The organism is Neobacillus sp. GCM10023253, assembly GCF_042653105.1.
GTDB lineage: Bacteria > Bacillota > Bacilli > Bacillales > Cytobacillaceae > Neobacillus > Neobacillus citreus.
In genome coordinates, this window is record NZ_JBHSHV010000028.1 from 202,264 (window position 1) to 227,455 (window position 25,192).

Consider the following 25,192-nt stretch of genomic DNA (forward strand, 5'->3'; position numbering starts at 1 on the left):
TTTGGTTTGCCCTAAAGTACAAAAAAGAACCCTATTAAGGTTCTTTTTTTTCTGTCTCTGATTGAATCACTTTTAGGCCGCTGTTTTCCCTGCCCGTTTCCACGATATGCTTCAACACAGAAAGCCTATTGTTCCAGAATTGGTCATAGAACTGCTTTAGCTCCGAGAGCGGTTCAGGATGGAGCCGGTAAATTTTTTCACGGCCTTCCTTTCGTCCGCTGACCAATTCCGCCTCGGAAAGGATTTTCAAATGCTTGGCAATAGCCGTCCGGCTTATCGAAAAATGCGATGTAATTTCCGAAATCGGCAATTCTTTTTCAGAAAGAAGCTTTAGCACTTCTCTCCTGGTAGGGTCAGCAATTGCCTGAAACACATCATGCTTTTGTGCTGCTGCAGACACTTAGCCCTCCACAATCCTTTTTAACTTTTCGATAATGCCACTCCAGCCGCCAGACATGTGTTCACGAATGACACCAGATTTTTGACCGGCTTTACCGATGACTTCATCAGCAGGCTTCCAGCCACCATGAATTAACGTAAACTCCGTTTTCCCACCTAAATCTTTCAAAATAAAGGATGCAAACCAGCCTTCTGTATCCCATTTAAATGAAAGACGATTGGGCGGATCAAATTCGGTTACTTTACAAGGAGATGGGCCAAATGGAGATTGCAAGTGAAACTCATGACCCACTTCCGGTTTGAAGTCGTTTGGCATGAACCATTCCCCAATCGCTTCAGCCGTAGAAACGTGCTCCCATACTTTTTCAATTGGTGCATCAATAACGATCGATTTCTTGATATCTTCTAGTGTATTTACCATACCAATTCGCCTGCTTTCTAATAAGAATATACAACCATTCGGTTTCACATTTTTGATTATATAAAACCATTTGGTTTCATGTCAATAAAAATTTCTTTATTACTTTCTCCAAAAACAAATATAAAAAATCCCTTCCATCAAGCAGGAAGGGATTACGAGGTCTGTCGAATCATCTTTTTTTGAAAAACCAAATGCTCTAATAAGAAACATAAAATAAGGCCTATGAGCAGTCCGTTGGAAACAATATTCCGCAGCCAAGGAGCGATATTTTCAAACGCTTCGGGCGGTAAAAACATGATGCCGATTCCTGTCATTAAGGAAATTCCAATCACCATCAGGTTCCGTCCCGTCGGCTCTTGCCCCATTAAATCACGGATACCAAAGCCAAGCAACTGTGTAAACATGGTAAAGAGGGAAGCATAAGCGACTTCTAAGGGCAGGGTTGCTAAAAATCCTCCTATATATGGAAAAAATCCTGACACAGTGATTAATATCGCCCCAATGATAAGTGGGAGCAATTTTTTAATGCCAGTGGTCATGATGAATCCAGCAGAAATAGCCAGCGGGATGACGCCCACTACGGAAAAGAGTCCGGAGAAGAATAAACCAACTCCATTCCCAAAAATCCCCTTTTGATACTGATTAGGCTTCACCCTTTTTTCTAAAGCCAGTCCAACTACCAAAACGCTGGAGATCACGTTGGAAATGAGGACGACCGAAGTAAGGAGAGTGGTAAGTATGATCCCAATATCAAACTTCGGGGTTCCCCAAGCAAACATTTTCGGAATACTGAACCATCTGGAGGGCTCGAAGGACTGATTTGTATCAATCAAACCGAGGAAATGGAACATAGTCCAGCCAACAATGATTCCAACAAGCGGTCCTAAGCTCCTTAATATGCCATTGGTTTTCAAAGATATGAATAAAATAATGAAAATAACAAGGAAACTAATAAGTGTAATTTTTCCGTTTAAATGGCCAGTGGCAGTGAAGCCAAGCATGCTTTTTAAAAACGAACCGCTCAATTGACTGACCAGCAATATTAAGTAAACGCCAGTTACAATCGGTGTAAATAGGAGGCGTATTTTTTCAATAATCGGCAAAAATCCTATAATGGCCAGTAATATTCCGGCGATGATTAACCCCATTTCTAATTGCTGAAGCACATTTCCTTGATTGGCCGGGATACTCATAGTCCCAAGCAGAATAAAAATGGCCCACCACATTCCTGCTGCCCCTTCCACAAGGGGAAGACGATGGCCGAAAAAAATCTGAATTAAGGTAGCAATTCCTGTTACAAACAGCATGCGCTGCATAAAGTCAGCGATTTCAGCCGGTGCCATATGAAAGGCTGCTCCAACAACGACCGGCACTGCAATTACGTTCGTTAACATAAAAACAGCCCACTGAATTCCCTGGACACTAGTAATCAATCCGCTATCCTTTATTGTTTGTTCCTTCATGATAAAATTTCCTTCTTTCTAGACAGCAACTGAATCCTGCTTTTCCGCGCCTTTTTGGTAGTATTTTGCGATAAAATGTCCATTTAAAGACGCTAATATTTGTTGGAAAAGCATTCCTACCACTACCGGAACGGCCACCGCCGGCGGGAAATACGTGACGCTGATGACAGCCCCGGCACTAATATTTCTCATTCCCCCTGAAAAGGTCAAGGTGATAGCCGTGTCCCGGTCGCCAATCAAAAGCCTCCCAAGGAAAAAAGAAAGCAAATATCCGCACAGTGCAATAACAAAGACTGTCATCATAATGCCGATTAGTTTAAGGTCAATATTTCTTAGATAGGGAGCAACAACCGCTCCATTCAGCATCACAACAACACCCATACTGATTTTTGAAAATGGGGCAAGCTTTACCCCTAATTGTTGATTTATTTTTCCTTTTGTCCACTGATTTAACAGCATGCCGATAATGGATGGGATCACGATCATTCCCAATAATCCTTTCATGATATCGACATAATCCATTTCGATTTTTTGTCCCATAAAAACCGAGAGAGAATATGGAACAATGATTGGTGATAACAAGGTGTCGATTAAAATAATGGATAACACAAGCGGAATATTCCCTCTATAAATAGAAACCCAAACAAAGCTCGTAATGCCTGTTGGAATAACCATCCCTAAAATTAAACCCGTAATGGTATAGGCATCATTCGGGAAGGTGATATGCCCCACTCCCAACGCAAACAGCGGCATAATAATATGGAGAATCAGCATTGCAATTATGATTGGAAAAGGATGAAGCATCGCATCCTTCAACGATTTAAAATTGGAGTTTAAGCTTCCGGCAAAGGTCATAAAAGCGAAAATCCACGGGATTAAAAAGGAAAAATCCTTTATATAATCACTTAAGATAACCCCGGTTATAACACTAACCGGGGTTATAAATGGCATAATTTTCTCTAGTTTTTTATTCAATTTTTGCAGCATAAAGGGTCGCTCCCTTTTTTAATCTTCAAGTGACTTTAAGAAGTCCTTCCAGGCTGTAACGCCGCCTTCCAATAGCGTGACCTGGTAATTTTTCTGGTCAAGGATATTCGCGCATTTTGCTGCCGAATTCCCGGTCGTGCAGGTAACGATGACCTCTCTGTCTTTCGGTAAGGTAAGCTGTTTGTCCTTATTTTCTTCAAGTTCAAATATTTCCGTTTTTGGAATATTGCGGCTTTCTACATGGGAATCTTCTATGTGAAACTCGTTGTATTTCTCGTTTGCACGGACATCTAAAATCATAACATTTTCTCGTGCCTGCAATCTTTTATGCAGCTCTTTAGCTGTAATTTTTTTCACTGACATTACAAACACCCCCATTCAAAAGAATAACACAATTTTATTATTTGAGGGGTTAATATCTTTCGTTAGCCGAAAAAAAGCTGAACAAAAATGACTGCCATTATTGTATAATGTTGGCATTATATTTTACGGAAAAAGAAAGAAGTGGGGATATGGCAAAAGAGCAAAAATTCCAGATGTATTTGCTGCTCGTTATAGTGATGGCAGCATGGGGTTTTAACGTTGTCGGCATCAAAGTGATTGTCTCGCATTTTCCTATCGTTACGATAACGTCATTACGGATTTTCACCGCAGCAATATCTGTCTTTACTATCCTAGCCTTATTAAAGAAGGTCCGAATACCGACTAGAAAGGAACTCCGTTATATCGCTGCGGCTGGATTTTTCAACGTGGTCTGTCACCATTTCTTTTTGTCGATTGGTTTAGCCAAAACCACTGCATCAAACGGTGGACTTATCCTAGGGCTAGGACCGCTCTTGTCGGCCATTCTGGCATTTATTTTTTTAAAGAGCAGGGTAACGTTAGTAAAAGTTATGGGAATCATCTTAGGTTTTACTGGGGTTGCCTTTATTGTTTTGGCAGGACATGGCGGTTTGTCCTTAAGCAGTATTTCCCTTGGGGACCTGTATATCTTTTTATCGATTCTTACACAGGCATATAGTTTTGTGCTGATAAAGAAAGTTTCCGATACATTGGACCCCCGCTTATTGACTGGATACATGATGCTTTTCGGGTCGATTGTATTATTTTTCCTAAGTTTAGTTATGGAGCCAGGCGGGTTAAAGGAATTATCTAACGGGTCCTTCGGTATTTGGATGATTTTTCTTGCTTCCGCCGTATTCGCCACTGCGATTGGCCATATGATTTACAATTATGCGGTAAGCAAGGTTGGCGTAACGGAAGCAGCCATCTTCATCAACTTCGAGCCCTTCTTTACCTTAGTCGGCGCGGTGACGATTCTTGGAGAAAATATATCCGTAGCGCAGATCCTTGGGTTCCTCCTTATTTTATTTGGGGTGTTATTTGGCTCTGGGGCGCTCGAGGAATTCCTTCATCAGTCGCGGCGGAAAAAGAAAACGGTGTATGGCGGAAAGGCAAAGCATTTATAATTTCTAAAAAATCGCAGGCGCTTGAAAAGTCATTTTTCAAGCGCCTTCTGAATTAAATTAGTCAAAACTTTTCCTGTCTCCCTGCGGTCTAATCTCTTTAAGGCCGGAAACCGGCACAACTGCTCTTCCACTTAAATAAATCCTTGCCTCGCTGACAATCGCAAACAGGGCGGTTCCAATAGCAAGGTGAAGGACAGCCCACGGGATGGAAATCGAAGTTTCAATAACGGCTGCACCAATAACCAATTGAAATAAGACAGTTAATGTCCCCAACAATAAACGTTTCTGAAGACTCCTTCCCCAGTTTTTTGAAAAAGACCAGTATGTCAAAAATAGGATGTAAACTGCGGAAATACCGGCAAGACCACGGTGGAGAGTTTGCAACAACTCTGGTGTGCTTGAAGGAAAAAATGTTTGCCGGCAGCCAAGCCACCCGCAAGCCATACCAAACGATTCATGTTTAATATAAGCGCCAAATGCAAGTGTACATGTCAGAAGAATGAGTAATATGTTCAAATGGATAGTAGCGGTTTGAGCCTTTTCAGTAATGTAAGCAACCCGACTAGCCTGATTTTGAAATCCCGGGTATCTCCAAATCCAAATTAAGCAAGCAAGAAAAGCAAAAGCGATGATGAGATGGATGGTAATAATGATGGATGGCAAATCGCGGACTACAACAATCGCACCAAGTAGGATTTGAATAATAAGAAGCCCTAACATCGAAAAAGCGGCTAAACGGACAACTTGCTCCTCCTTTGACCTGAAAAGCTTCACAAATAGCACCAGGGATAGAATTCCAAGAAGCGCACCAATTACCCGATGACCAAACTCGATTAAGGTGGCCCCTTTTAATACAGGAACTACTTCCCCATTACATAACGGCCATTCCGGCCCACAGCCCATTCCGGAATTAGAGGAAGCCACATAGCCGCCAAACACAATTAAGAAATACGTGAGAAGCATACAAATAAATGCTAACCGTTTGATTGTCACCTTTCGCCCTCCAATTTAGGGAAAATTTCGAATCTATTTACAATTTAACAAAAACGGACAATCATTTCGGTGATATGCATCACGATTCTGCCGCTAGGAACCAAATTTCCGCCTTAAACATACCGTATACTGCTATGCTGTTTTGCTATAAAAGGAGTGTTATGATGTATTACAACCCTTTTCATTATCCTGTAAATCCGCCAATGACATATTATCCTGCCTACACCATACACTTTCCTCCGCCAAGGGCCTACCCGCCAGTGGATACGAAAATTTTTGAACAATCCATCAAGTCTTTCCGTGTTTTAATGAGGCAGGGGAGCCTGCTGCTCGATCGGCTTAGTGATGTCGGATTTGCCCGCAAAATCATGAACGCTGCCCAGCAAGGGAAGCACGCCGAGGTTGACAGCCTCATTAAATCGATTGGACTCACCATTCCTGTTGGCACAAGGTTTACGCCATCAGGTGTAGCTTTCATCCTCACTACGCCAGCCAATCAGGCTCAGCCTGCAGACTGCTGCACTTTATCTATTAACATGAAATGGGGGCAATGAATTACCCTAATCGGCATCTTTATATAAATTCCTTATGAGCGGCAGCCTAATGTATTTTTCTAAAGAAAACTCGCCGACTGGCTAGCCCCTAAGGGCGGTTCATGAGGCGTAGTTGCACTTATACTTTCTTATTAGCCAAATAAAAAGTGGTACCCATTAAAAACGGATACCACTTTTATTGCGTTCAAGATACATCTCAATCTCGTCTGCAGGTAATGGTTTGCTGAATAAGTAGCCTTGGCCGACAGCACAGTCATTTTGCCGCAGGAACTCCAATTGATGTTCGGTTTCAATGCCTTCTGCGATGACTATATAATTCAGGTTTAACCCCATATCAATAATTGTTTTTACCAGCATTTCTTGGCTTGCAAGGAAAGGTACATCCTGAACAAAGGATTTATCGATTTTGATTTTATGAATGGGAAGACGGTTTAAATAGCTTAACGAGGAATAACCCGTCCCGAAATCGTCAATGGATAAAAGCACTCCCATCCTCTCCAATTGATGAAGGATGTAAGACGATCTTTGCAGATTTTGCATGATGCTCTCCGTGATTTCCAATTCAAGAAGCCCTGCATCGAGTCCTATTTCTTCCAAAACCGCTGCAGTATATTCAATAAAATGGTCATCTTCGAACTGGCGTACCGATACATTGACAGCGATTGGAAAATCCGCTATTCCCTCTTTGCTCCAATCCTTCCTTTGTCTGCAGGCTTCCCTAAGAACCCACTTGCCAATTGGGACAATCAGCCCCGTCTCCTCAGCAAGCGGTATAAATTCAGAGGGTGGAACAAATCCGTGTTCCGGGTGATCCCAGCGGATTAATGCCTCCATTCCCACGATCTCCCCGGTTGTCAAGGAAAATTGCGGCTGATAATAGAGCATCAGTTGGTTGAATTCCAATGCTTTACGCAGACCATTTTCCAATTCCATCTTTCGGACTGATATTCCATTTAAACTAGATGAATAAAATTGAAAGATATTCCCGCGCTCTTTTGCCTTATACATGGCGGTATCGGCATTTTTTATTAAGCTTTCCTCATCAGCGCCATCTTCAGGATAAAGACTAATTCCTATACTTGTTGAAACAAAGAATTCCTGATTATTTACGGAGAAGGGCTTTGAAAAGGCATTTAGGATTTTTTCGGCTATATAGGTCACTTGCTCCTTATCGGTGTCTTCTAGTAAAATGATAAATTCATCTCCACCCTGCCGCGAAACAATCCCATTCTGTTGAACTGCACCTTGCAGTCTGCCTGCTGCCATTTGAAGGATTAAATCCCCAATAGAATGGCCTTTCGTATCGTTAATAATCTTAAAGCGATCCAGGTCTAAAAATAACACAGCCGGTTTTTGGTGTTGGTGATTTGTTACTGCCTCAGTTAAGTGGGCCTTAAAGCTGTTTCGATTTGGCAAGCCGGTTAACGCGTCATAGTAAGCCATTTTTTTAATCGTTTGCTCTGCCCTTTTCCTTTCCGTAATATCCCTGCCGACAACTTGCACAGCAAATCTGCCTTCGAAAAGAATTGGGGTTGAAGCCATTTCGACATCTATTAATTCACCATCAAGCCGTTTTACCTGAAATTCGAAACTTACTCTTTCCTGAATAGGGTTATCATAGGATCCAACCCTCCTTCGAATTGTCCGGATAATGTTATTGGGAACATAATTTAATGGCGACTTGCCAATCAGTTCCTCCGGATAGGCTGCGCCCATCATCCTCCATCCAGCCTCGTTAATATATTCAATTTTCTCCTCACTAACAACAGCGATGATGTCAGGGGACATTTCTACTAAACTGCGATAGCGGTCCTCACTTTCCTTCCGGTCGGTAATATCAAAAAGTACACTACTAAAATAAACAAAGTTTCCTTTGGAATCCAAAGTCGGGAAACCCCTGTCATAAATCCATCTCACCTCACCGTTAGGCCGGATAATTCGATACTCACTTGTAACTGTTTCCCCAAGTGCTATTTTATGCTCACGTTCAGATATGATCGGTAAATCATCCGAAAAAATGACCTTTTTCCATAAAGCATGGTCATGATAAAAGTCTTCTAACGATACTCCATACAATTTTTCTATCCCTTGGGTAATGAAAAGCTGATTGGTTTTGAGGTCATGGGACCAAATCGCTACATCTAGGGAATCATAAATATTTTTTAACTTTTGTTCATTTTTTTCATATTCTACTGATTTTTTCCCCATTTCCTTTAAAGTGATCAGGAGAAAAGGGATGGCACATACAATCACAGCAATTGTTGTAAAGTGAAATAGTTTAATAGATGGAAAATTGAAAGAAACAATTAAATCAAGTAGCTCTGAAAAAACAAGCAAACAAATGATGATCATCCACTTTATTCGAAAATTTGCCAATTTCATTTCCATCAACGTTCTTTCCCCTTTTTTCGCTTCGAAAATCATTAATTTTAAAATAACAAAAAACATCTAACTTTACAATTGTTGTTACAGCAAAGATGGCGGCGTTTCCAATGGTAAAAAATGCGGGCATCCGCTTTGAATTTTGTACCGTTCAAGGAACTGTCAAAACATTTCGAACAAACTTTGAACTTATTACTATAGCCATGTTTTTTACTGAAAAATTCTATATATTGGAAGTAGAAAGAAACAAATAAATTTTGAAAGGTGGAATGAGTTATGTTTAACAAATTCTTAAGGGAGAACAAAGTCTCCGCAGCCATCTTACTTGTTATCCGCTTATACCTTGGTTACGCTTGGTTCACAGCAGGTCTTCATAAATTAACAGGCGGCTTCGATGCAGCAGGATTCTTAAAAGGAGTGACAGCAAACCCTGTAAAAGGTCCAGATGGAGCTGTTGTTTACGGCTGGTATGTAGATTTCTTAAAAGGTGTGGCCCTGCCAAACGTAGATCTCTTCAACTTTATCGTCCCTTGGGGTGAAATGTTGGTTGGTCTTGGATTGATGCTTGGATGTTTGACAACTGCAGCTATGTTCTTCGGTCTTGTGATGAACTTCGCCTTCTTCCTAGCCGGAACTGTATCTCATAACCCTACTGACATCTTCCTTGGCTTTATCATTCTAGCAGCCGGCTATAACGCAGGACGATTTGGTTTAGATTATTGGGTAGTACCATTCCTTAGAAAGATTGGCAAAAAGAATGCAGCTGATAAACCAAAAGTAACAGTGTAACAACTTAAGCAAAAAGACGATTCGGCTTTCCGAATCGTCTTTTTTTATTTCAAGCGATATACCCTTGTTTCATATGGTTTTAAAATTGGTTCGCTCGTTTTTGGAACTTCATAATTATGAAGCAGCAAGGAGCTATTTTCAAAGTTAACTCCTTTTACCTTTGCCTTCCTATCTGAAAGGTTGGCAATTACCAGCACCTTTTCCTTGCCAAGTGTTCTGGTGTAGGCAAATATTTGTGGGTCTTTTGCCAAAAGTAAATCATACGTGCCATACGTAAACACTTCATTGGCCTTTTTCAAACGGATCATTTTTTTGTAAAAATTCAATATGGAGTCCTGGTCGTGTTCTTGTGCCGCCACATTGATTTTGCGATAATTTGGATTGACCTTTAGCCATGGGGTTCCGACGCTAAATCCAGCATTTACTTCATTTGACCACTGCATCGGCGTCCGGGAATTATCGCGGCCGCTCGCCCAGATTATCTCCATGATGTCCTCATGTGGTACACCATCCGCGCGTTTCAAGCGGTACATATTTTTTGCCGACACATCATCATAATCCTCAATGGAATCAAAGCGGACGTTAGTCATGCCGATTTCCTGGCCTTGATAAATAAATGGCGTCCCCTGCATCAGAAAATAAGTCGCAGCAAAGGCAGTGGCACTTTCCCGCCAGTATTCCTTATCATTTCCCCAGGTGGAGACTACGCGGGCCTTGTCGTGGTTTTCAATAAAAAGGGCATTCCAGCCGCTCCCTTCCAGCCCTTTCTGCCAGCGCGACAGGACATCCTTAAATTCTACTATATCCAGTTCTTTTTTTACCTCAGCATCCCAAAGGGCAAGGTGCTCGAATTGAAAAATCATGTTGAATTTGCCCTGCTGTTCCCCGACCCAAAGCTCAACGTCCTTAGCATCATCAGCGGTGACACCATTTGCTTCACCAACCGTCATAATGTCATATTTGGAGAACGTCTCTTCCTTTAACTCCTGAAGAAAATCGTGTATCCCGGTCACGTTCATCATTTTTTCAAAGCACGGAACGAAGGGAAGCCCCTTTGGATTCGGCATGTCGGGGAGGCCGGCTTCCTTTTTGATATGGCTGATGGCATCGACGCGGAATCCGTCAATCCCTTTATCAAGCCACCAATTTACTGTTTGATAGAGGGCTTGGCGGACCTCTTCATTTTCCCAATTAAGGTCAGGCTGTTTTTTTGAGAAAAGGTGCATGTAATATTGGTCAGTTGTTTCATCATATTCCCAAGCAGGCCCGGAAAAAATGCTTTCCCAGTTATTCGGTTCCTTTCCGCCCTTACCGTCGCGCCAAATATACCAGTCGCGCTTCGGATCGTCCTTAGAGGCGCGGGATTCAACAAACCATGGGTGTTCATCGCTCGTGTGGTTGATGACTAAATCAAGGATTAGCTTCATCCCTCGGCGGTGGGTTTCTTGTAAAAGCAAATCAAAATCCTCCATCGTTCCAAACTCTTTCATGATTTCCTGATAATTGCTGATATCGTAGCCGTTATCATCATTTGGTGACTCGAACATTGGGCAGACCCAGATGACGTCGATTCCTAAATCCTTAAGGTAATCAAGCTTCGTGATGATCCCCTGGATATCGCCAATCCCGTCACCGTTCGAATCCATAAAGCTGCGCGGGTATATTTGATAGGCCACCGCTTCTTTCCACCATAATTTATTCATATCTTCCTCACTGACTTTCTATTTGTAATACTTGTTAGTAGTTAGCTTTTGGGGGCGCAGGATTTCCGTTCAATCAACTTCGTCGGTATGGTGATGCGTTTTGGCAGGGTGTCTTGGTGTTCAATTTTTTCAATTAAACATTGCGTTGCCACCTGGCCCAGTTGAAAGGTGCCGATATCCACTGACGTTAATGGAGGCTTCGAGTGCTCCGATAATGAAAGGTTATTAAAGCTGATAATCGAAATATCTTCTGGCACCCGGATGTTCAAAGCATCCAAGTGGCTGATGATTTCATACGCCATTAAATCGTCCTGGGTGACAAATGCAGTTGGCTGCACTTCCAAATTGATCAAAGATTGAATGGCATCCCGTCCATTTTCATTAACAAACCTTTCATGAACCAAATAGGCTTCATTTACGGGAAGACCCGCTTCTGTTAAAGCCATTCGATAACCATTTAAACGGTCATGAGCGACAACAAAGTCCAAATTCCCGCCCACGAAGGCAATGTTTTTATGACCAAGGTCAATTAAATATTTTGTCACCTGATTAGTTATAAAAATATTATCGTTGTCAACATACGTAATTCGTTCTTCATAGGTGCTTGGCCGGCCCACTACGGTAAATGGGAAGTCTATTTCCGCAAGGTACTGCATGGTGCGATCATTAACCCGTGAATATAACATGACAATCCCATCGACCCGTCTCCCATTTACCATCGACAGCACTTCCTCGTGAATCTCCTCCTCCGTTGAACCTGTGGAAAGGTAAATCCCGTATCTGCTGTCATGGGCATTCATGCTGATTCCTCGTAAGACTTCAGGGAAGAACGGGTTGCGGAAAGCATGATAGGCTGAGTTCGGCATAATGACACCAATCGTTTGGGTGCTTTTGGCGGCCAGACTTCTTGCTTGCAAATTAGGATAGTATCCTAATTCCTCCATGACCTCTTTCACACGCCTCTTAGTCTTCTCACTGATTCTCGGATTGTTGGCTATCACCCGAGAAACCGTTGAGGGCGCCACATTAGCTGCCTTTGCTACATCCTTAATCGTTACCACAGTTCTTCCCCCTAAGCCAATAAAGTTTGCTTCTATTATATAGTAAATTTGTTATTTAACTGCACCTTCGGAAATCCCTTTAATAATTTCTCGCTGGGCAAAGAAATAAGCGATGATGACTGGAATAATCGCAATGGTTAGTCCGGCAAGGGCCAGATGCCACTGCTTCGTATACTCTCCAAAGAAGAAGAACATCTTGAGCGGAATCGTCTCCATCCCTTCCTGGTTAATAACCAAGGATGGAAGCAGGTAGTCATTCCAAATCCAGATCGTATTTAAAATCGCAACGGTGACCGTAATCGGTTTTAACATTGGGAAGATGATATACCAGAAGATTTGGAAGCGGTTAGCTCCGTCAATAGTTGCCGCTTCATCCAATGATTTAGGAATGCTATTTAATGTACCATGATATAAAAAGATCGATAAACTGGCGCCAAATCCGAGGTACATAAAGATAATGCCAGCCCGGTTTAACATTTCTAATTTCCCGAATATCGTCACCAATGGAATCATAACTGATTGGAACGGGATCAGCATTGCTGCAACAAACAGGAAGAATATAAAACTACTGATTTTGCTTTTATTCCGCGATAAAGCATATGCTGCCATCGATGAAAAAACAATGATCACCAGTACGCTGACTACTGTAATCAACACGGAATTCATGAAAGTTTGAAGAAAATTGAGCTCCGTAAAGGCTTCGATATAGTTATCGAAGTTAAAGCCTGCCGGAAGCTTTAGTGTATCCTCGAACATTTCACGCTTTGTTTTAAAGGAGTTCACAATCATTAAGTAGAAGGGAGAGAGCCAGATAAGACCTAATATAATACCTAGGATCTCAATGGGCCATTTATTTTTCCTCATTACATTTCAACCTCCCTCTTCTTATTGATGTATACCTGTGTTAAGGAAATGACAGCAACAATCACAAAGAAAATAACCGCTTTTGCCTGCGCATACGCCATTTCACTTTCAGTAAAGGCCGTTTTAAAAATTTCCATTGCCACCATTTGTGTGGAGTTATATGGTCCTCCGCCAGTAAGCGATAGGTTTTGGTCGTAAAGCTTGAACGTATTGGACAAAGTCAGGAACATGCTGACTGTAAAAGCAGGTGCAACTAATGGGAAAATAATGTAGCGGAGACGTTGGAATGGACTTGCTCCGTCAATTTCTGCTGCTTCTATCAATTCACCAGGCACACCTTCCAAATAGGCAATGTAGATGACCATAATGTATCCGGACATCTGCCAGCTCATTAAAATGACAAGTCCCCAGAAACCTGTTTGTGTCGTAGAAAGCCAGCCTTCTAAACTTTGAATTCCAAACACTGAACCAATTCCAGCAAACACTTTAATGAAAATAAACTGCCAGATAAAACCAAGAATCAAGCCGCCAATTAAGTTTGGCATAAAGAAAATCGTTCTTAAGAACTTATTGGATTTAATTTTTGAAGTGACAATAAGGGCTAAAGATAAGCCAAAAAGGTTAATCAGAATAATGGAAACCACTGAAAATTTCACGGTAAACCACATGGAATCTAAAAATTCCTTATCATCCAAAATGGCCAAATAATTCTCAAGGCCGACGAAACTGCCCACTTCGATTCCGTTCCAATTAGTAAAAGAATAATATATACCAAATACCAGCGGGACGATCACAACCATAGATAAGGCCAACAGAACCGGTGCTAAAAATAGCCAATAGGATAAATCCCGAGTACGCATCATGGTAAAAAACCTCCAAGCAATAATCTCTATCTCTCGTTTTATAATGAGAGAAAAGGGGCTGATTGATAAGGGGAAGCTTCCTTACGAACCAGCCGCTTGTCTCTCAAACAATAATGGGTCCTTTTGTTAAGGACCCATTATAAATTTGTGTTAGAACAACGCCTCAGCGTTCATTGATTATTTATTTCTGGATTTCTCCCAGGCTGCTTGAGTAGCTTTCACAACATCTTCCCACTTAGCTTCTTTGCTCAAGTATTTCTGGATTTGTACGCCAAGCTCGTTTTGTCCCCAGCCAGTTGGGTAACCCATGAATGTCCAGCCGATTGTTTTGCCATCTTGGGCATATTGATAAATTTCTTTTGAAAGCGGATCGCTGATTTTTGATGCATCAAAGCCATCATAAGCAGGGATAAATTTAAAATCGTTGATAACCGCTGCTTTACCTTCGTCAGAAGTATATAGCCAGTCTAGGAATTTCTTCGCTTCAGCAACAGTTGCTTTGTCCTTGTTGCTGTTTACGCCCCAGTACATTGGAATCCCTACAGGAATCGCATCTTCTTTGTAGCCTTCAACAGGGATTGGCAGGATGCCGATGCCTTTTTGGGCAAATTCCTTGTCAATGCCTTCGATAGAGCCATATACCCAGTTACCTTGCTGGATCAATGCCACTTTTTGCAGGGAGAACAATTCTTCAACCTGCTTAGAGTAATCTAAGCTTACAGTTGGCTGTACAGAATAATCATTTTGCAGATCAAGTACTTTCTTGAATGCATCGCCGTATTTGAAGTCAACCTTTTTCGCGTTATATGCGTTTAATACGTTGTTATCAAATTCCGGAGCAAGGAACGCATTGGATAAGTGAAGACCAGTTACCCAAGTTTCTTTTCCAGGAAGAGCAAATACCGCATCAAGTCCAAGTTCTTTTTTCTTGGAATCTAATGTTTTAACTGCTTTTTCTAGGTCAGCATAACTTTTGATTGATTTTGCATCAATGCCTGCTTTTTCAAATACAGCTTTGTTGTAAATCAAACCGTAGCCCTCTTGGTTGTACGGTAAACCAAGAATTTTTCCGTCCTTTGATACTCCGTCAAGAGTACCTTTTAGGGCAGCTTTTGATGCTTCAGTATCAGAAAGGTCAGCAAGTTTCTTCTGCCAATCTTCTACGTCCTGCGGACCGCCAATGTTATAGATGGCTGGTTCTTTGCCGGAAGCAAATTTGGATTTAAGGGCCGCACCATAATCTTCACCGCCGCCAACAGTCGTGATGTTGATTTTTACACCCTTGTGTTCTTGCTCATATTTTTTAGCAACTGTTTCAAATTGCTTTTTAAATTCAACCTTAAATTGGAAAACATCAATTGTCACATTGCCTTTTGAACTTTCGTTGGAAGAGCCCTTATCAGCGTTTCCACAGCCAGTTAAAAGAAGGCTTAGCGATAAAACCCCTGCACCTATGCCGGAAAATAACTTTTTCTTGTTCATCATTTACCCCCATGCTTTGCATAATAATTTTTGGTCCATCGTCTTTTGCGCAGCTACCATATTGACAGAGATGTTGGTAGTATTGACAGATACGACTTCTGTTACTCTAGTAAAGATTTGCGAAATCGTTTGCACAATTCCGTATAGTAAAAAATCTAACTACTTTGTTAAAGGAAAGTCGAAATTGTCATCTATCAAAATACTATTTTGCGAAATCGTTTGCGCAAAAGTGCAAAAAAACATAATAAATCTAGCAGGCAACAATTCAATTTAACTGCGTATAACAGCCTTTGTCTATTTAGACCCCCTATCTCATTATGTAGCAATTAGTGAAAACGTTTGCACTAATCGGTAGATTCATATTAACACTTCTGGGCTAAATGTGCAAACATTTTTTTGCAGAGCCTGGATCCCCACTCTTTATCAGGACAGTTCGGGTTCAGGCCCCTGGTTAATTAGCGTGTTAAAACGACTACTTCAAATGGCCGGAGTTTTTCTATGTTTGAGCCTTCGTAATTTGAAAGAATGACGTTGTAATCAGAAATTCTTGTCACAAGTTCATTCTCTATAGCCACGTCCTTATCCCCAAAATTGCAAATAACAATCACGCATTCTTCTTTCCATTTACGTTCATAAGCAAACAATTCGGGGTGGTCTTCAAGCAGCAATTGAAAATCACCTTCGACAATGATGTCCAGTTCCTTTCTTAAGGCGATTAATTTTTGATAAAAATAAAATATAGAATTCTTATCATCTAGAGCATTCTTCACATTTACTTCTTGATACCTCGGGTTCACCTTAATCCAAGGGGTTCCCGTGGTGAAGCCTGCATGTTCCGAATCATCCCATTGTATCGGGGTTCTAGCATTATCCCTTCCCTTTGCATAAATGGAGGCCATGATTTCCTCATGGGAATATCCTTGAGATGTCCGTTCATTGTACATATTAATCGTCTCAATATCACGGTAATCTTCAAAAGATTTGAATTTCACATTGGTCATGCCGATTTCCTCGCCTTGGTAAATATAAGGTGTTCCTTGCATAAAGTGCAGGCACGCGGCCAGCATTTTTGCTGATTCCACCCGATATTCTTCGTCATTGCCAAAACGCGAGACAATCCGAGGCTGATCGTGATTGTTCCAGTACAGGCTGTTCCAGCCCCTGTTATGTATAGCTGTTTGCCATTTGGCCAAGTTTTCTTTTAAATCGAGGAGATTTAAAGGCTTAAGATTCCACTTTCCACCGGGTGCGCTGTCAAGGTCCATATGCTCAAACGTAAAAATCATGTTCACTTCACGGCGGTTTGGATTCGTATAAAGAACTGCATCCTCTGGAGTGGTTCCAGGCATTTCCCCGACTGAGATGGTTGGGTACTGGGACAATACTTCTTTATTCATTTCTTGTAAAAACTCATGAATTCTTGGGCCATTCATAAAATAAGGAGCGCCGTCACCAAATAATTGCCCGCTATGCTGCACTCCATCCGGAAGCCCTGGAGCTTTGGAAATCATGTTGATGACATCCATCCGGAAGCCGTCGACACCCTTTTCCAGCCAGAACTTCATCATCTGGTAAACCTCTTGGCGAACCTTTGGGTTTTCCCAATTTAAGTCGGGCTGTTTTTTTGAAAAAAGGTGCAAATAATATTCATTCGTCGCCTCATCGTATCCCCAGGCCGGGCCGCTGAAAAAAGACCCCCAGTTATTAGGTTCTTTTCCGTCCTTGCCTTCCCGCCAAATATAGTAATCACGATAAGGATTGTCCTTAGATTGTTTCGATTGGACAAACCACTCATGTTCATCAGAAGTATGATTGACGACTAGGTCCATCATTAACTTCATATCCCGCTTATGAATTTCTTCAAGAAGCCGGTCAAAATCAGCCATCGTTCCAAATTCGTTCATGATTTCCTGATAGTTCCGGATATCATAGCCGTTATCATCGTTGGGCGAATCATAGATCGGACTCAGCCAGATGATATCGACACCTAGTAATTTTAGATAATCCAGTTTTTCAATAATCCCCGGAAGGTCTCCAATTCCATCCCCGTTCAAATCACGGAAGCTGCGCGGATAGATTTGATAAACGACGCTTTTTTTCCACCATTGGTCAGTTGTATTCATTTTTGCTGCTCCTTCCCTTCAATAACACCTACATCATAACACAACGGTCTCATTTTGAAAGGGCTGCCAATACAAAATAAAAGCAACCGAATGGCTGCTTTTTGCCTGTTAATCCTGTTGCTCCGTTGATTTTTGTTCTGCAATACTGCCTTTCATTGATTCAGCAATTTTTTCGTTCATTTTTATTTGTTCATTATCTAATTTGGTATCCCAAATACTGTAGGGGATTGAATTGGGAGTGTTTTTCTTTGCCATTTTTCAAGCACCTCCAATTTCTATCATTTCTTTTATCAATAAAACTATGCAGGATGATTTGGGATAAAAAAGATCCTCTGTGTTGATGAGGATCTTCACGATTTATTCATGGTCAGGGCTATTCACCATAATGCCGGCTACTTGTGTTAAGCGGTCATAGAATGCCTGTCCTGCTGGGATCTGGTCAAGACCGATTTCTTGGAAAGCTTCCTTCATGCAGCGAAGCCAGCATTTCGCCCGTTTGGGTGTCACTTCGAATGGGAGATGGCGGTGTTGCATTGCAGGAGGGCCGAATTCCTGGCTGTAGAGTGCCGGACCGCCTGTAAATTGCGGCAGGAACATTTTCTGCTTCCGTTTGATTTCTTCCATATCCCCTTCAAATAATGGAGCTAAATCAGGATCGGCATAGACGCGCGGATAGAAAGCTTCCACCAGTTTATCAATCGTCTCTTGGCCGCCGATTTCCGAATAAAGTGTTTTTAGTTGGTATTCCAAAGTTCTACACCTTCCTCTGCAAAATTTTCCCTGTTTTTATTATTATACTGATTTACCTGACGGTGTTTCGTGATTTATATCACACTTTCTAACGAATACACAATTTCCCATTGTGTTTAATTCGGTTTGAATCAATTTTTTTAGCGATTGTGATATCCTAATATACTATAGGTTAAGCTAGCTTGTAAAAAAGCTGGCTTTCATGAGGTGAGACGATTGAAAAAAGCTTGGTTATTTGTAGCTTTAACTTGTTTATTTGAATTAATGTGGGTATATGGCTTTAATGTCGCTGAAACCTGGTGGCAGTGGGCAATCGTCATCGCGATTATTTTTACCGATTTTCACTTTCTACCGGAAGCCTGCAAAGAATTGCCGACTGGAACAGTTTATGCCGTTTTTTCCGGTGTTGGGACGATTGGGACCGTTATGATGGATGTCTTCCTTTTTGGGGAAGGATTCAGCAGCGGCAAGCTTTTGTTTATCGCGATTATTGTGCTTGGTGTGATTGGTTTGAATTTGGCGGACAACACGGATGGGAAAAAAGAAACGGCAAAGGAGGCTGCCTGAGGTGGGGTGGTTATTTGTCGTTTTGGCAAGTGTAAGTGAGATTATTGGTGCCGGCGGGTTAAAATTGTACAGTCAGCAGAAAACATTGAGAAATGGCGTGCTCTATATTGGCGGGTTCAGTGCCTCCTTTGGCTTTTTATATACCTCTTTTCAATATTTACAGGTCAGCATCGCTTATGCGGTTTGGATTGGGATTGGCACAGCTGGAGCGGTTTTGATAAATATGTTTTTGTTCGATGAATCGAAAAACATAGGGAGGTTTGTCAGTGTCGGTTTGATTATCGTTGGTGTGATTGGGCTAAGGTCACTAGCTTAATGTTATACGTAAAAAAATCGGTACCTAATAAGATACCGATTTTTTATTGTTATAATTGCTCCCCATTGGTAGCAATGACATTTTTATACCAATGATATGACTTTTTAGGTTTGCGCTCTAATGTTCCGCTGCCGTCATCGTGTTTATCGACATAGATAAAGCCGTAGCGCTTGGACATTTGACCAGTTGACATACTGACCAGGTCGATACAGCCCCAGCTTGTATAGCCCATTAGCTCTACTCCATCTTCAATTGCCTCTCCCATGGCTTTGATATGTTCACGGAGGTAATCAATCCGGTGATTATCGTTGATGGTACCGTCTTCCTCCACTTGGTCATACGCCCCTAACCCATTTTCGACAACAAATAGCGGCACCTGGTATCTTCCATACAGCCTGTTTAAGCTGATCCGCAAACCGACAGGGTCAATCTCCCAACCCCAATCGCTTGCTTTCAGGAATGGGTTCTTCACTCCTCCGACAATATTTCCATTTGCCTTTTCCTCTTCAGCCTTTACTTTTTTATCAGTACGGGACATGTAATAGCTTAAGCCAATATAATCTACCGTTCCTTCTTTGATTAATTCCAAGTCCCCATCCTGAATCTCAAGTTCAACACTATGCTCTTTAAAGAAGCGCTGAATGAAGGCTGGGTACTCGCCGCGCACATGAACATCTGCGCAAAAATAATTGAACAGTTCCTCTTCTTTTAAGGCAAAGAGGACATTTTCCGGATTACTATCGTAGGAATAAACAGGTGCAAACAGGATCATACAGCTAATTTTTGCATCTGGAATGATTTGCTTACAGGCTTTTACGGCTATCGCACTGGCCACAAATTGATGGTGAAATGCCTGGAAGGTCTGTTGGTATCGGACTTCTTCGTTTCGAGGAGAGAAGCCCATACTCATGATTGGCATCTTTAAGGCACCATTAATTTCATTAAAGGTCATCCAATATTTCACTTTATCCTTATAGCGATTAAAAAGCGCCGTTGCATATCTTTCAAAGAAAGTAACCACCTGACGGCTTCTCCAGCCTCCGTATTCTTTGACCAAATGCAGCGGCATTTCATAGTGCGAGATGGTCACTACGGGCTCAATTCCGTACTTATGTAATTCATCAAAGACCCGGTCATAAAAAGCCAAACCCGCTTCATTCGGTTCTAGCTCATCACCATTTGGAAAAATTCTCGTCCACGCAATCGACATCCGAAATACTTTGAAGCCCATTTCCGCAAACAAAGCGATATCTTCCTTGTAACGATGGTAAAAATCAATCGCTTCATGGTTTGGGTACCTATACTTCTCATGGTCAATTTCAAAGTTAAATCCAGGTGACATCAATATTTTAAGCCGCTCTTTCCCCCCAGGTAGAACATCAGAGATATTCAAACCTTTATTGCCTTCTCGAAATCCGCCTTCTATTTGATTGGCAGCAGTTGCGCCGCCCCATAGAAATCCTTCGGGGAAACTTTGTTGATTACGTTCCATTAAAAAATCATCCTTTTCTTTAAATATCAATTATGTACTTTCTTTATTATTCTTTTTTTTGCCTGAAAGATGTCCGTCAGAGGAAAATATAAGCAAAGGGGCTGACACAAAGTTTCCTCGTCAGCCCCAATAGTTTGATTACAATTTCTCTCCGTTGTTTGCAATGACCTCCTTTATACTAGTAGAAGCTAGTTCCTTCTTTAATCTATTTTTCTTTCGAATATGGCTTCATAATAAGCTGCAGACCCATATGCCGCAATTCCCGGCGCAAAAATCTGGATCAGTCTCCAGCCGTTTTTGGCATTTTGTTGAATGATTTCATGGTAATCTTCCTTAGGTTTTCCGCTTAACTTGCTTAATTCAATTCTTTCAAATTTATATTCGTACATAGTTCTCCTCCGCAACAATATTTTTTATATTCCCATTATCCCAAAAACTGTCATTGACTGCCATTTTTTTATGTAATATTATAATAGTTTGTTAGTATTTTACCTTTAGTGGTTCGAGAACCTCCCACTATAAAAAACTAAGGAGAAATGAATATGGAAAAAACAACAAACATGCTAGACGCCCAGTACGCGACGGGCACATCGAGCAGCAAGGTAAGGGAAATCGTTGTAAACGGAATTATTGCGGCGCTGTACATTACGGTTTCGGCATTAATTCAGCCATTCGGGTTTACCCAGGTGCAATTCCGCGTTTCAGAGATGTTTAACCATCTCGTCGTATTCAACAAAAAGTATTTATACGGGATTATTTTAGGGGTATTTTTAACGAATTTATTCTTCTCACCAATGAAGGCGTATGACCTTATTTTCGGTGTAGGGCAGTCATTGATTGCTTTAGTGATTACGATTTTGTGTGCACGGTTCATTAAAGGAATTTGGACACGGATGATTGTGAATACATTGGTGTTCACCTTTACGATGTTCCTCATTGCGATTGAACTGCATTTAGCGTTCGATCTGCCATTCCTGTTTACATGGTTAACAACGGCAGTTGGGGAATTCGTTGTGATGGCTGTCGGCATGCCGGTCATGTATTTCATTAACAAGCGCGTTCATTTTGATAAAATCTTTAAATAAATTTTATGAGCTGTTGCCTTAAGGGGACTACCTATGGCGGCAGCTCTTTTTTTATGGTATTTAATTGAAAAAAATTCTAAAATGAAGATAGTTATTTTTTCAGAATCTTTGAAAGGGGTTTTTCGAATGGTGCAGCGTCCTAATAACAATGAGTTTCCAGATTATTATGTACCGTATGTTCAGTTAGTTCCAGAAGGAGATTTATTGCAGTTTCTCAAGGAAAGTCTTGAAAAAGTGGTTTCTCTTTTCGAAGGGATTTCAGAGGAAGATGCGCAATTCCGCTATGAACCTGGTAAATGGAGGATCAAGGAAGTACTTGGCCATATGGCAGATACCGAGAGGATCATGAGCTACCGCCTGCTTCGAGTTGGCCGCGGCGACAAGACTCCATTGGCAGGTTTTAACGAAAATGATTATGTGGCTGGAGCACAAATGGGCGAGCTGCCGCTGCAATCTATTCTTGCTGACTTCATCGCAGTCAGAAAAGCAACAATCACTCTGGTCGAGAACATGCCAGAGTCAGCTTGGACAAATGTCGGCAACGCCAATGGCATGGAGGTCACCGCCCGCGCCATCGCCTACATCATCGCCGGGCATGCAATCCACCACCGCAGCATCGTGACAGACCGATACTTAACTAAATTGAACTAACGAGTGGTGTCAGGCACCGCTAGTGGACAGTGTCTGCCTCAGGCGGACACTGTTTTTTAAATTCGATAGTTTGATATAAACTCGAGAAATTCTTTTTGTTTGGAGTGGTCGTATTTCATGACGGCGTAGGTGTTTGCTTCGGGCAGGTGGATGGATTGGCAGTTTACTTCTAAAAGCCTGCCTTCTAGAAGTTCTCTTCTGACCGTTGATGTTGGGAGGAAGGAAACCCCTAGCCCTTCGACAATAAATCTTTTCGTAATGTGCACCTGTGACACTTTCATCATTCTTACTTTTGGATATTTGGTTTTTACGGCATGGCAAAGACCATCCCAGTAACCTGGGTGATTATGGGTTAACAGATAGTTCGATGTTAAAACCTCTTCTTCATCTAACGGAGGCGCTGTTTCGGAATCTCTCCCATCGTGAGGCGCAACCAGCATAACCCTATCCCTATATAAAAGTTCACTAATCAATTCAGGATGAAGGCTGTGTAAACAGGACAGCCCGATATCAACTTCCTCCCTTAATACCGCTTCCTCGATACCAACGGATTCAATGATTTTAACCGAGATCTCTACTTCCGGATGCTTGTTTGTATAGCTTTTTAAAACATATGGCAGGATGGTATCTGCGATTAGAGGTGATATGGCAATGGAAAATTTCGTTGTGTAGCCTTGACTAAATGAGTGAATGTCCTCGAGTCCCCCCTGATAAACCTTTAACAGTTTTTTGGCATGAAGCAAATATCTCCTCCCCGCTTCAGTTAGTTTTACTTTTTTTCCATCCCGATCAAATAATTGAATACCGAGCTCTTGTTCCAATTGTTTTATATGAACCGTTACAGATGGCTGTGAAATATAAAGGATTTCCGCCGTTCTGCGGAAATTCCCACAATCAGCTGCCGTAATAAACGTGTTAAGCCATTGGAATTCCATATTCTCCTCCTTATTAAAGAAATTAATCAATTCGTTTAAAATTATTTAATTTCATTAATCAAATTTATTATATAAACTATTAACAAATAAAGGAAGGAGAGATTTTGTATGATTCAGAAGGGTTTAAAAGGAATTGTCGCCGCCGAAACATTGATCAGTCATATTGATGGTGAAAAGGGAGAGCTTATTTATCGGGGATATGAAATCGGAAGGCTTACTAATCGTTACTCATTTGAAGAAGTTGCCTACCTGCTCTGGCGCGGCTACTTACCTGATGATGCTCAGTTACGAGCTTTGAAAAATGAGTTAAAGAGCAACCGTGAACTTCCGGAAAATATAAAAAAGTTAATCGACCTGCTCCCTTTTGGTATGGACCTAATGAGTGTGATGAGAACAGCCATTTCAGCTGAAGCCGGGAATTTCAATTATGGCTGGAAGCCGACTGTGTCACAGGCTATTCGTATTACCGCCCTCGCCCCGTCAATCATTGCATACCGGCAAAGACAGCTGGAAGGTAAAGAGTTTGTTGCTCCGTTGAATGAATTGGATCATGTGGCTAATTACCTTTATATGCTTAATGGTTCGATCCCACTAGAAGCCCATGTGGAGGTACTCGAAACGTATATGATTTTGACACTTGAACATGGAATGAATGCCTCAACCTTTTCAGCAAGGGTTACGGCATCAACTGAATCTGATTTAGTATCAGCCGTTTCATCAGCGATTGGAACGATGAAAGGACCGCTTCATGGCGGCGCCCCTTCAGGAGTAATTGAACTTTTGGATGAGATTGCGGCGGCCGGTGATGCCGAAAAGGTAATGAGAGAAAAAATATTAAGAGGAGAAAAATTAATGGGGTTTGGCCATCGTGTGTACAAAACCCACGATCCGCGTGCCATTGCCTTAAAGGCCAAATTACGGGAGCTAGTTGGCCAGGATGCTTGGCTTGATCTTGCTATGGACGCAGAAAAAACCGCAGTAAGGGTGTTAGAGGAGTTAAAACCCGGCCGCTCCCTTTATACAAATGTAGAATTCTACGCCGCAGCCATCATGAAAGCCATCAACATGGAGGCAAACCTTTTCACACCAACCTTCACTGCAAGCAGAATCGTCGGCTGGACAGCCCACGTTCTGGAGCAAGCAGAAAACAATACCATCTACCGGCCGCAATCCAAATATATTGGAACACTAAAATAAATTCCAGACCATCCAATCCTCGTTGATTGTATCTTTTTTCAAGAAAAGTTATTGCGAACATTAGTTCTGTGTCTTATAATAAATTTATTGGTTAATAATAGAAATTGTGTTTCTTTATATGGCTGTTGGCCATTGGAGGCCTCATTATTGAAAGGTTAACTAATAAATTAAATTATGATTAATTCAGGGAGTGAATGTTCATGACAGTAAGATTGATACCCTATTTAGTAATGGCAGGAAATGCAAAGGAAGCAATTCAATTCTACCAACAGGCACTGGATGCCCAAGTTTTATTCCAGCAAAGTTTTGGTGACATGCCTGAAAATCCAGAATATCCTCTGCCTGCTGAAGCCAAGGATCTGGTAAGTCATGCGACCATTAAAGTTGGTGAGTCTGAAATTATGTTTTCTGACACCTTCCCTGGACAGGAGCATCAAAGCGGGACTCAAGTGACCATTTGCATTTCAACAAATGATTCTGAGCAAGCAAAGAAGATGTTTGAAGCCCTTTCAGAAGGCGGGAAAGTGGAGATGCCTCTGCAGGAAACCTTCTTCAGCCCTGCGTATGGTTCCGTAATCGATAAATTTGGCATATTTTTTCAAGTGTTTACGGAAGGAAAACCCCACGAATAATACACAAAGCGGCT

27 protein-coding genes and 1 riboswitch are annotated in these 25,192 nt (G+C 41.6%); of the genes, 9 read left to right on the top strand and 18 right to left on the bottom strand.

Translation table 11 applies throughout. The annotated features are described in order from the left end of the window. Positions 1 to 34: 34 nt before the first annotated feature. The 5 genes from ACFPA1_RS26205 to ACFPA1_RS26225 all read right to left on the bottom strand — a co-directional run bounded on the left by ACFPA1_RS26205 (position 35) and on the right by ACFPA1_RS26225 (position 3,633). A complete protein-coding gene (locus ACFPA1_RS26205) occupies positions 35 to 400 on the bottom strand; it encodes an ArsR/SmtB family transcription factor (protein ID WP_213146463.1) in 366 nt (121 codons plus the stop codon). Continuing rightward, entirely contained in the window at positions 401 to 820 is a 420-nt protein-coding gene (locus tag ACFPA1_RS26210) for an SRPBCC family protein (protein ID WP_277398197.1), read from the bottom strand. A gap of 152 nt (positions 821 to 972) precedes the next feature. Then, positions 973 to 2,283 (bottom strand): purine/pyrimidine permease, encoded by a 1,311-nt coding sequence (locus ACFPA1_RS26215; protein WP_378587386.1) that lies wholly within the window; start codon positions 2,281 to 2,283, stop codon positions 973 to 975. Positions 2,284 to 2,301: 18 nt separating this feature from the next. Continuing rightward, positions 2,302 to 3,270 (bottom strand): bile acid:sodium symporter family protein, encoded by a 969-nt coding sequence (locus ACFPA1_RS26220; protein WP_378587388.1) that lies wholly within the window; start codon positions 3,268 to 3,270, stop codon positions 2,302 to 2,304. A gap of 18 nt (positions 3,271 to 3,288) precedes the next feature. Then, positions 3,289 to 3,633, bottom strand: coding sequence for a rhodanese-like domain-containing protein (locus ACFPA1_RS26225; protein WP_378587390.1), 345 nt, complete (start codon positions 3,631 to 3,633; stop codon positions 3,289 to 3,291). A gap of 149 nt (positions 3,634 to 3,782) precedes the next feature. On the opposite strand from ACFPA1_RS26225, the gene ACFPA1_RS26230 reads away from it, so the two are divergent. Beyond that, positions 3,783 to 4,739, top strand: coding sequence for a DMT family transporter (locus ACFPA1_RS26230; RefSeq protein WP_213146459.1), 957 nt, complete (start codon positions 3,783 to 3,785; stop codon positions 4,737 to 4,739). Positions 4,740 to 4,796: 57 nt separating this feature from the next. Here ACFPA1_RS26230 and ACFPA1_RS26235 read toward each other — a convergent pair whose 3' ends face one another. Further along, on the bottom strand, positions 4,797 to 5,732 hold the full coding sequence (locus tag ACFPA1_RS26235; RefSeq protein ID WP_378587393.1) for a COX15/CtaA family protein: 936 nt from the start codon (positions 5,730 to 5,732) through the stop codon (positions 4,797 to 4,799). A 161-nt stretch (positions 5,733 to 5,893) separates the two neighbouring features. Between ACFPA1_RS26235 and ACFPA1_RS26240 the strand changes: the two genes are divergently transcribed. Continuing rightward, a complete protein-coding gene (locus ACFPA1_RS26240) occupies positions 5,894 to 6,286 on the top strand; it encodes a hypothetical protein (protein ID WP_378587395.1) in 393 nt (130 codons plus the stop codon). Between the two features lie 156 nt (positions 6,287 to 6,442). Here ACFPA1_RS26240 and ACFPA1_RS26245 read toward each other — a convergent pair whose 3' ends face one another. Then, positions 6,443 to 8,674: an EAL domain-containing protein gene (locus ACFPA1_RS26245; RefSeq protein ID WP_378587862.1), complete on the bottom strand. Its 2,232-nt coding sequence runs from the start codon at positions 8,672 to 8,674 to the stop codon at positions 6,443 to 6,445. Positions 8,675 to 8,944: 270 nt separating this feature from the next. On the opposite strand from ACFPA1_RS26245, the gene ACFPA1_RS26250 reads away from it, so the two are divergent. Continuing rightward, entirely contained in the window at positions 8,945 to 9,457 is a 513-nt protein-coding gene (locus ACFPA1_RS26250) for a DoxX family membrane protein (protein ID WP_213146456.1), read from the top strand. A gap of 44 nt (positions 9,458 to 9,501) precedes the next feature. Here the strand turns inward: ACFPA1_RS26250 and ACFPA1_RS26255 are convergent, their stop codons facing one another. The 8 genes from ACFPA1_RS26255 to ACFPA1_RS26290 form a co-directional block, all read right to left on the bottom strand. Then, positions 9,502 to 11,160, bottom strand: coding sequence for a glycoside hydrolase family 13 protein (locus tag ACFPA1_RS26255; RefSeq protein WP_378587399.1), 1,659 nt, complete (start codon positions 11,158 to 11,160; stop codon positions 9,502 to 9,504). Positions 11,161 to 11,201: 41 nt separating this feature from the next. After that, positions 11,202 to 12,221, bottom strand: coding sequence for a LacI family DNA-binding transcriptional regulator (locus ACFPA1_RS26260; RefSeq protein ID WP_378587402.1), 1,020 nt, complete (start codon positions 12,219 to 12,221; stop codon positions 11,202 to 11,204). A gap of 51 nt (positions 12,222 to 12,272) precedes the next feature. Further along, positions 12,273 to 13,085 carry a carbohydrate ABC transporter permease gene (locus ACFPA1_RS26265; protein ID WP_213146453.1) on the bottom strand — a complete coding sequence of 271 codons (813 nt, stop codon included), beginning with the start codon at positions 13,083 to 13,085 and terminating at the stop codon, positions 12,273 to 12,275. Continuing rightward, complete coding sequence (locus tag ACFPA1_RS26270; protein WP_213146749.1) at positions 13,085 to 13,945, bottom strand: carbohydrate ABC transporter permease; 861 nt, start codon at positions 13,943 to 13,945, stop codon at positions 13,085 to 13,087. The genes ACFPA1_RS26265 and ACFPA1_RS26270 overlap by 1 nt, the downstream gene beginning before the upstream one ends. 180 nt (positions 13,946 to 14,125) lie before the next feature. Next, positions 14,126 to 15,430: an ABC transporter substrate-binding protein gene (locus ACFPA1_RS26275; RefSeq protein ID WP_378587866.1), complete on the bottom strand. Its 1,305-nt coding sequence runs from the start codon at positions 15,428 to 15,430 to the stop codon at positions 14,126 to 14,128. 455 nt (positions 15,431 to 15,885) lie between these two features. Further along, positions 15,886 to 17,553, bottom strand: a complete 1,668-nt coding sequence (locus ACFPA1_RS26280) for a glycoside hydrolase family 13 protein (protein ID WP_378587405.1) — start codon at positions 17,551 to 17,553, stop codon at positions 15,886 to 15,888. Between the two features lie 108 nt (positions 17,554 to 17,661). Then, positions 17,662 to 17,808, bottom strand: a complete 147-nt coding sequence (locus ACFPA1_RS26285) for a hypothetical protein (RefSeq protein ID WP_378587407.1) — start codon at positions 17,806 to 17,808, stop codon at positions 17,662 to 17,664. Positions 17,809 to 17,910: 102 nt separating this feature from the next. Beyond that, positions 17,911 to 18,303 carry a globin gene (locus ACFPA1_RS26290; RefSeq protein ID WP_378587409.1) on the bottom strand — a complete coding sequence of 131 codons (393 nt, stop codon included), beginning with the start codon at positions 18,301 to 18,303 and terminating at the stop codon, positions 17,911 to 17,913. A gap of 207 nt (positions 18,304 to 18,510) precedes the next feature. Between ACFPA1_RS26290 and ACFPA1_RS26295 the strand changes: the two genes are divergently transcribed. Both ACFPA1_RS26295 and ACFPA1_RS26300 read left to right on the top strand, forming a co-directional pair. Next, a complete protein-coding gene (locus ACFPA1_RS26295; RefSeq protein ID WP_378587412.1) occupies positions 18,511 to 18,870 on the top strand; it encodes a DMT family transporter in 360 nt (119 codons plus the stop codon). A 1-nt stretch (position 18,871) separates the two neighbouring features. Further along, positions 18,872 to 19,186: a DMT family transporter gene (locus ACFPA1_RS26300; protein WP_378587415.1), complete on the top strand. Its 315-nt coding sequence runs from the start codon at positions 18,872 to 18,874 to the stop codon at positions 19,184 to 19,186. A 49-nt stretch (positions 19,187 to 19,235) separates the two neighbouring features. Here ACFPA1_RS26300 and ACFPA1_RS26305 read toward each other — a convergent pair whose 3' ends face one another. Further along, positions 19,236 to 20,678: a glycoside hydrolase family 1 protein gene (locus ACFPA1_RS26305; protein ID WP_378587418.1), complete on the bottom strand. Its 1,443-nt coding sequence runs from the start codon at positions 20,676 to 20,678 to the stop codon at positions 19,236 to 19,238. A 200-nt stretch (positions 20,679 to 20,878) separates the two neighbouring features. Beyond that, entirely contained in the window at positions 20,879 to 21,067 is a 189-nt protein-coding gene (locus ACFPA1_RS26310) for a DUF4177 domain-containing protein (protein WP_213146446.1), read from the bottom strand. A 102-nt stretch (positions 21,068 to 21,169) separates the two neighbouring features. Next, a riboswitch (PreQ1 riboswitch) is annotated at positions 21,170 to 21,214 on the top strand. A 24-nt stretch (positions 21,215 to 21,238) separates the two neighbouring features. On the opposite strand from ACFPA1_RS26310, the gene ACFPA1_RS26315 reads away from it, so the two are divergent. After that, complete coding sequence (locus ACFPA1_RS26315; protein ID WP_378587869.1) at positions 21,239 to 21,763, top strand: QueT transporter family protein; 525 nt, start codon at positions 21,239 to 21,241, stop codon at positions 21,761 to 21,763. A gap of 33 nt (positions 21,764 to 21,796) precedes the next feature. Then, positions 21,797 to 22,414, top strand: a complete 618-nt coding sequence (locus ACFPA1_RS26320) for a DinB family protein (RefSeq protein ID WP_378587420.1) — start codon at positions 21,797 to 21,799, stop codon at positions 22,412 to 22,414. A 56-nt stretch (positions 22,415 to 22,470) separates the two neighbouring features. Here the strand turns inward: ACFPA1_RS26320 and ACFPA1_RS26325 are convergent, their stop codons facing one another. Further along, positions 22,471 to 23,349, bottom strand: coding sequence for a LysR family transcriptional regulator (locus ACFPA1_RS26325; protein ID WP_378587423.1), 879 nt, complete (start codon positions 23,347 to 23,349; stop codon positions 22,471 to 22,473). Between the two features lie 108 nt (positions 23,350 to 23,457). Here ACFPA1_RS26325 and ACFPA1_RS26330 point away from each other — a divergent pair, with 108 nt between their 5' ends. After that, complete coding sequence (locus ACFPA1_RS26330; RefSeq protein ID WP_378587426.1) at positions 23,458 to 24,546, top strand: citrate synthase/methylcitrate synthase; 1,089 nt, start codon at positions 23,458 to 23,460, stop codon at positions 24,544 to 24,546. A 200-nt stretch (positions 24,547 to 24,746) separates the two neighbouring features. Continuing rightward, positions 24,747 to 25,178, top strand: a complete 432-nt coding sequence (locus tag ACFPA1_RS26335) for a VOC family protein (protein ID WP_378587429.1) — start codon at positions 24,747 to 24,749, stop codon at positions 25,176 to 25,178. The last annotated feature ends 14 nt before the right edge of the window (positions 25,179 to 25,192 follow it).

Excerpts from the sequence above, each read along its gene's own strand:
- ACFPA1_RS26210 (WP_277398197.1), bottom strand. The coding sequence starts at position 820 with ATGGTAAATACACTAGAAGATATCAAGAAATCGATCGTTATTGATGCA.
- ACFPA1_RS26325 (WP_378587423.1), bottom strand. The coding sequence starts at position 23,349 with ATGGAATTCCAATGGCTTAACACGTTTATTACGGCAGCTGATTGTGGG.
- ACFPA1_RS26320 (WP_378587420.1), top strand. The coding sequence starts at position 21,797 with ATGGCGGCAGCTCTTTTTTTATGGTATTTAATTGAAAAAAATTCTAAA.
- ACFPA1_RS26240 (WP_378587395.1), top strand. The coding sequence starts at position 5,894 with ATGATGTATTACAACCCTTTTCATTATCCTGTAAATCCGCCAATGACA.
- ACFPA1_RS26220 (WP_378587388.1), bottom strand. The coding sequence starts at position 3,270 with ATGCTGCAAAAATTGAATAAAAAACTAGAGAAAATTATGCCATTTATA.
- ACFPA1_RS26250 (WP_213146456.1), top strand. The coding sequence starts at position 8,945 with ATGTTTAACAAATTCTTAAGGGAGAACAAAGTCTCCGCAGCCATCTTA.
- ACFPA1_RS26335 (WP_378587429.1), top strand. The coding sequence starts at position 24,747 with ATGACAGTAAGATTGATACCCTATTTAGTAATGGCAGGAAATGCAAAG.
- ACFPA1_RS26305 (WP_378587418.1), bottom strand. The coding sequence starts at position 20,678 with ATGGAACGTAATCAACAAAGTTTCCCCGAAGGATTTCTATGGGGCGGC.
- ACFPA1_RS26265 (WP_213146453.1), bottom strand. The coding sequence starts at position 13,085 with ATGAGGAAAAATAAATGGCCCATTGAGATCCTAGGTATTATATTAGGT.
- ACFPA1_RS26245 (WP_378587862.1), bottom strand. The coding sequence starts at position 8,674 with ATGGAAATGAAATTGGCAAATTTTCGAATAAAGTGGATGATCATCATT.
- ACFPA1_RS26270 (WP_213146749.1), bottom strand. The coding sequence starts at position 13,945 with ATGCGTACTCGGGATTTATCCTATTGGCTATTTTTAGCACCGGTTCTG.
- ACFPA1_RS26330 (WP_378587426.1), top strand. The coding sequence starts at position 23,458 with ATGATTCAGAAGGGTTTAAAAGGAATTGTCGCCGCCGAAACATTGATC.
- ACFPA1_RS26285 (WP_378587407.1), bottom strand. The coding sequence starts at position 17,808 with ATGGCAAAGAAAAACACTCCCAATTCAATCCCCTACAGTATTTGGGAT.
- ACFPA1_RS26230 (WP_213146459.1), top strand. The coding sequence starts at position 3,783 with ATGGCAAAAGAGCAAAAATTCCAGATGTATTTGCTGCTCGTTATAGTG.
- ACFPA1_RS26225 (WP_378587390.1), bottom strand. The coding sequence starts at position 3,633 with ATGTCAGTGAAAAAAATTACAGCTAAAGAGCTGCATAAAAGATTGCAG.
- ACFPA1_RS26255 (WP_378587399.1), bottom strand. The coding sequence starts at position 11,160 with ATGAATAAATTATGGTGGAAAGAAGCGGTGGCCTATCAAATATACCCG.
- ACFPA1_RS26280 (WP_378587405.1), bottom strand. The coding sequence starts at position 17,553 with ATGAATACAACTGACCAATGGTGGAAAAAAAGCGTCGTTTATCAAATC.
- ACFPA1_RS26275 (WP_378587866.1), bottom strand. The coding sequence starts at position 15,430 with ATGAACAAGAAAAAGTTATTTTCCGGCATAGGTGCAGGGGTTTTATCG.
- ACFPA1_RS26310 (WP_213146446.1), bottom strand. The coding sequence starts at position 21,067 with ATGTACGAATATAAATTTGAAAGAATTGAATTAAGCAAGTTAAGCGGA.
- ACFPA1_RS26315 (WP_378587869.1), top strand. The coding sequence starts at position 21,239 with ATGCTAGACGCCCAGTACGCGACGGGCACATCGAGCAGCAAGGTAAGG.
- ACFPA1_RS26215 (WP_378587386.1), bottom strand. The coding sequence starts at position 2,283 with ATGAAGGAACAAACAATAAAGGATAGCGGATTGATTACTAGTGTCCAG.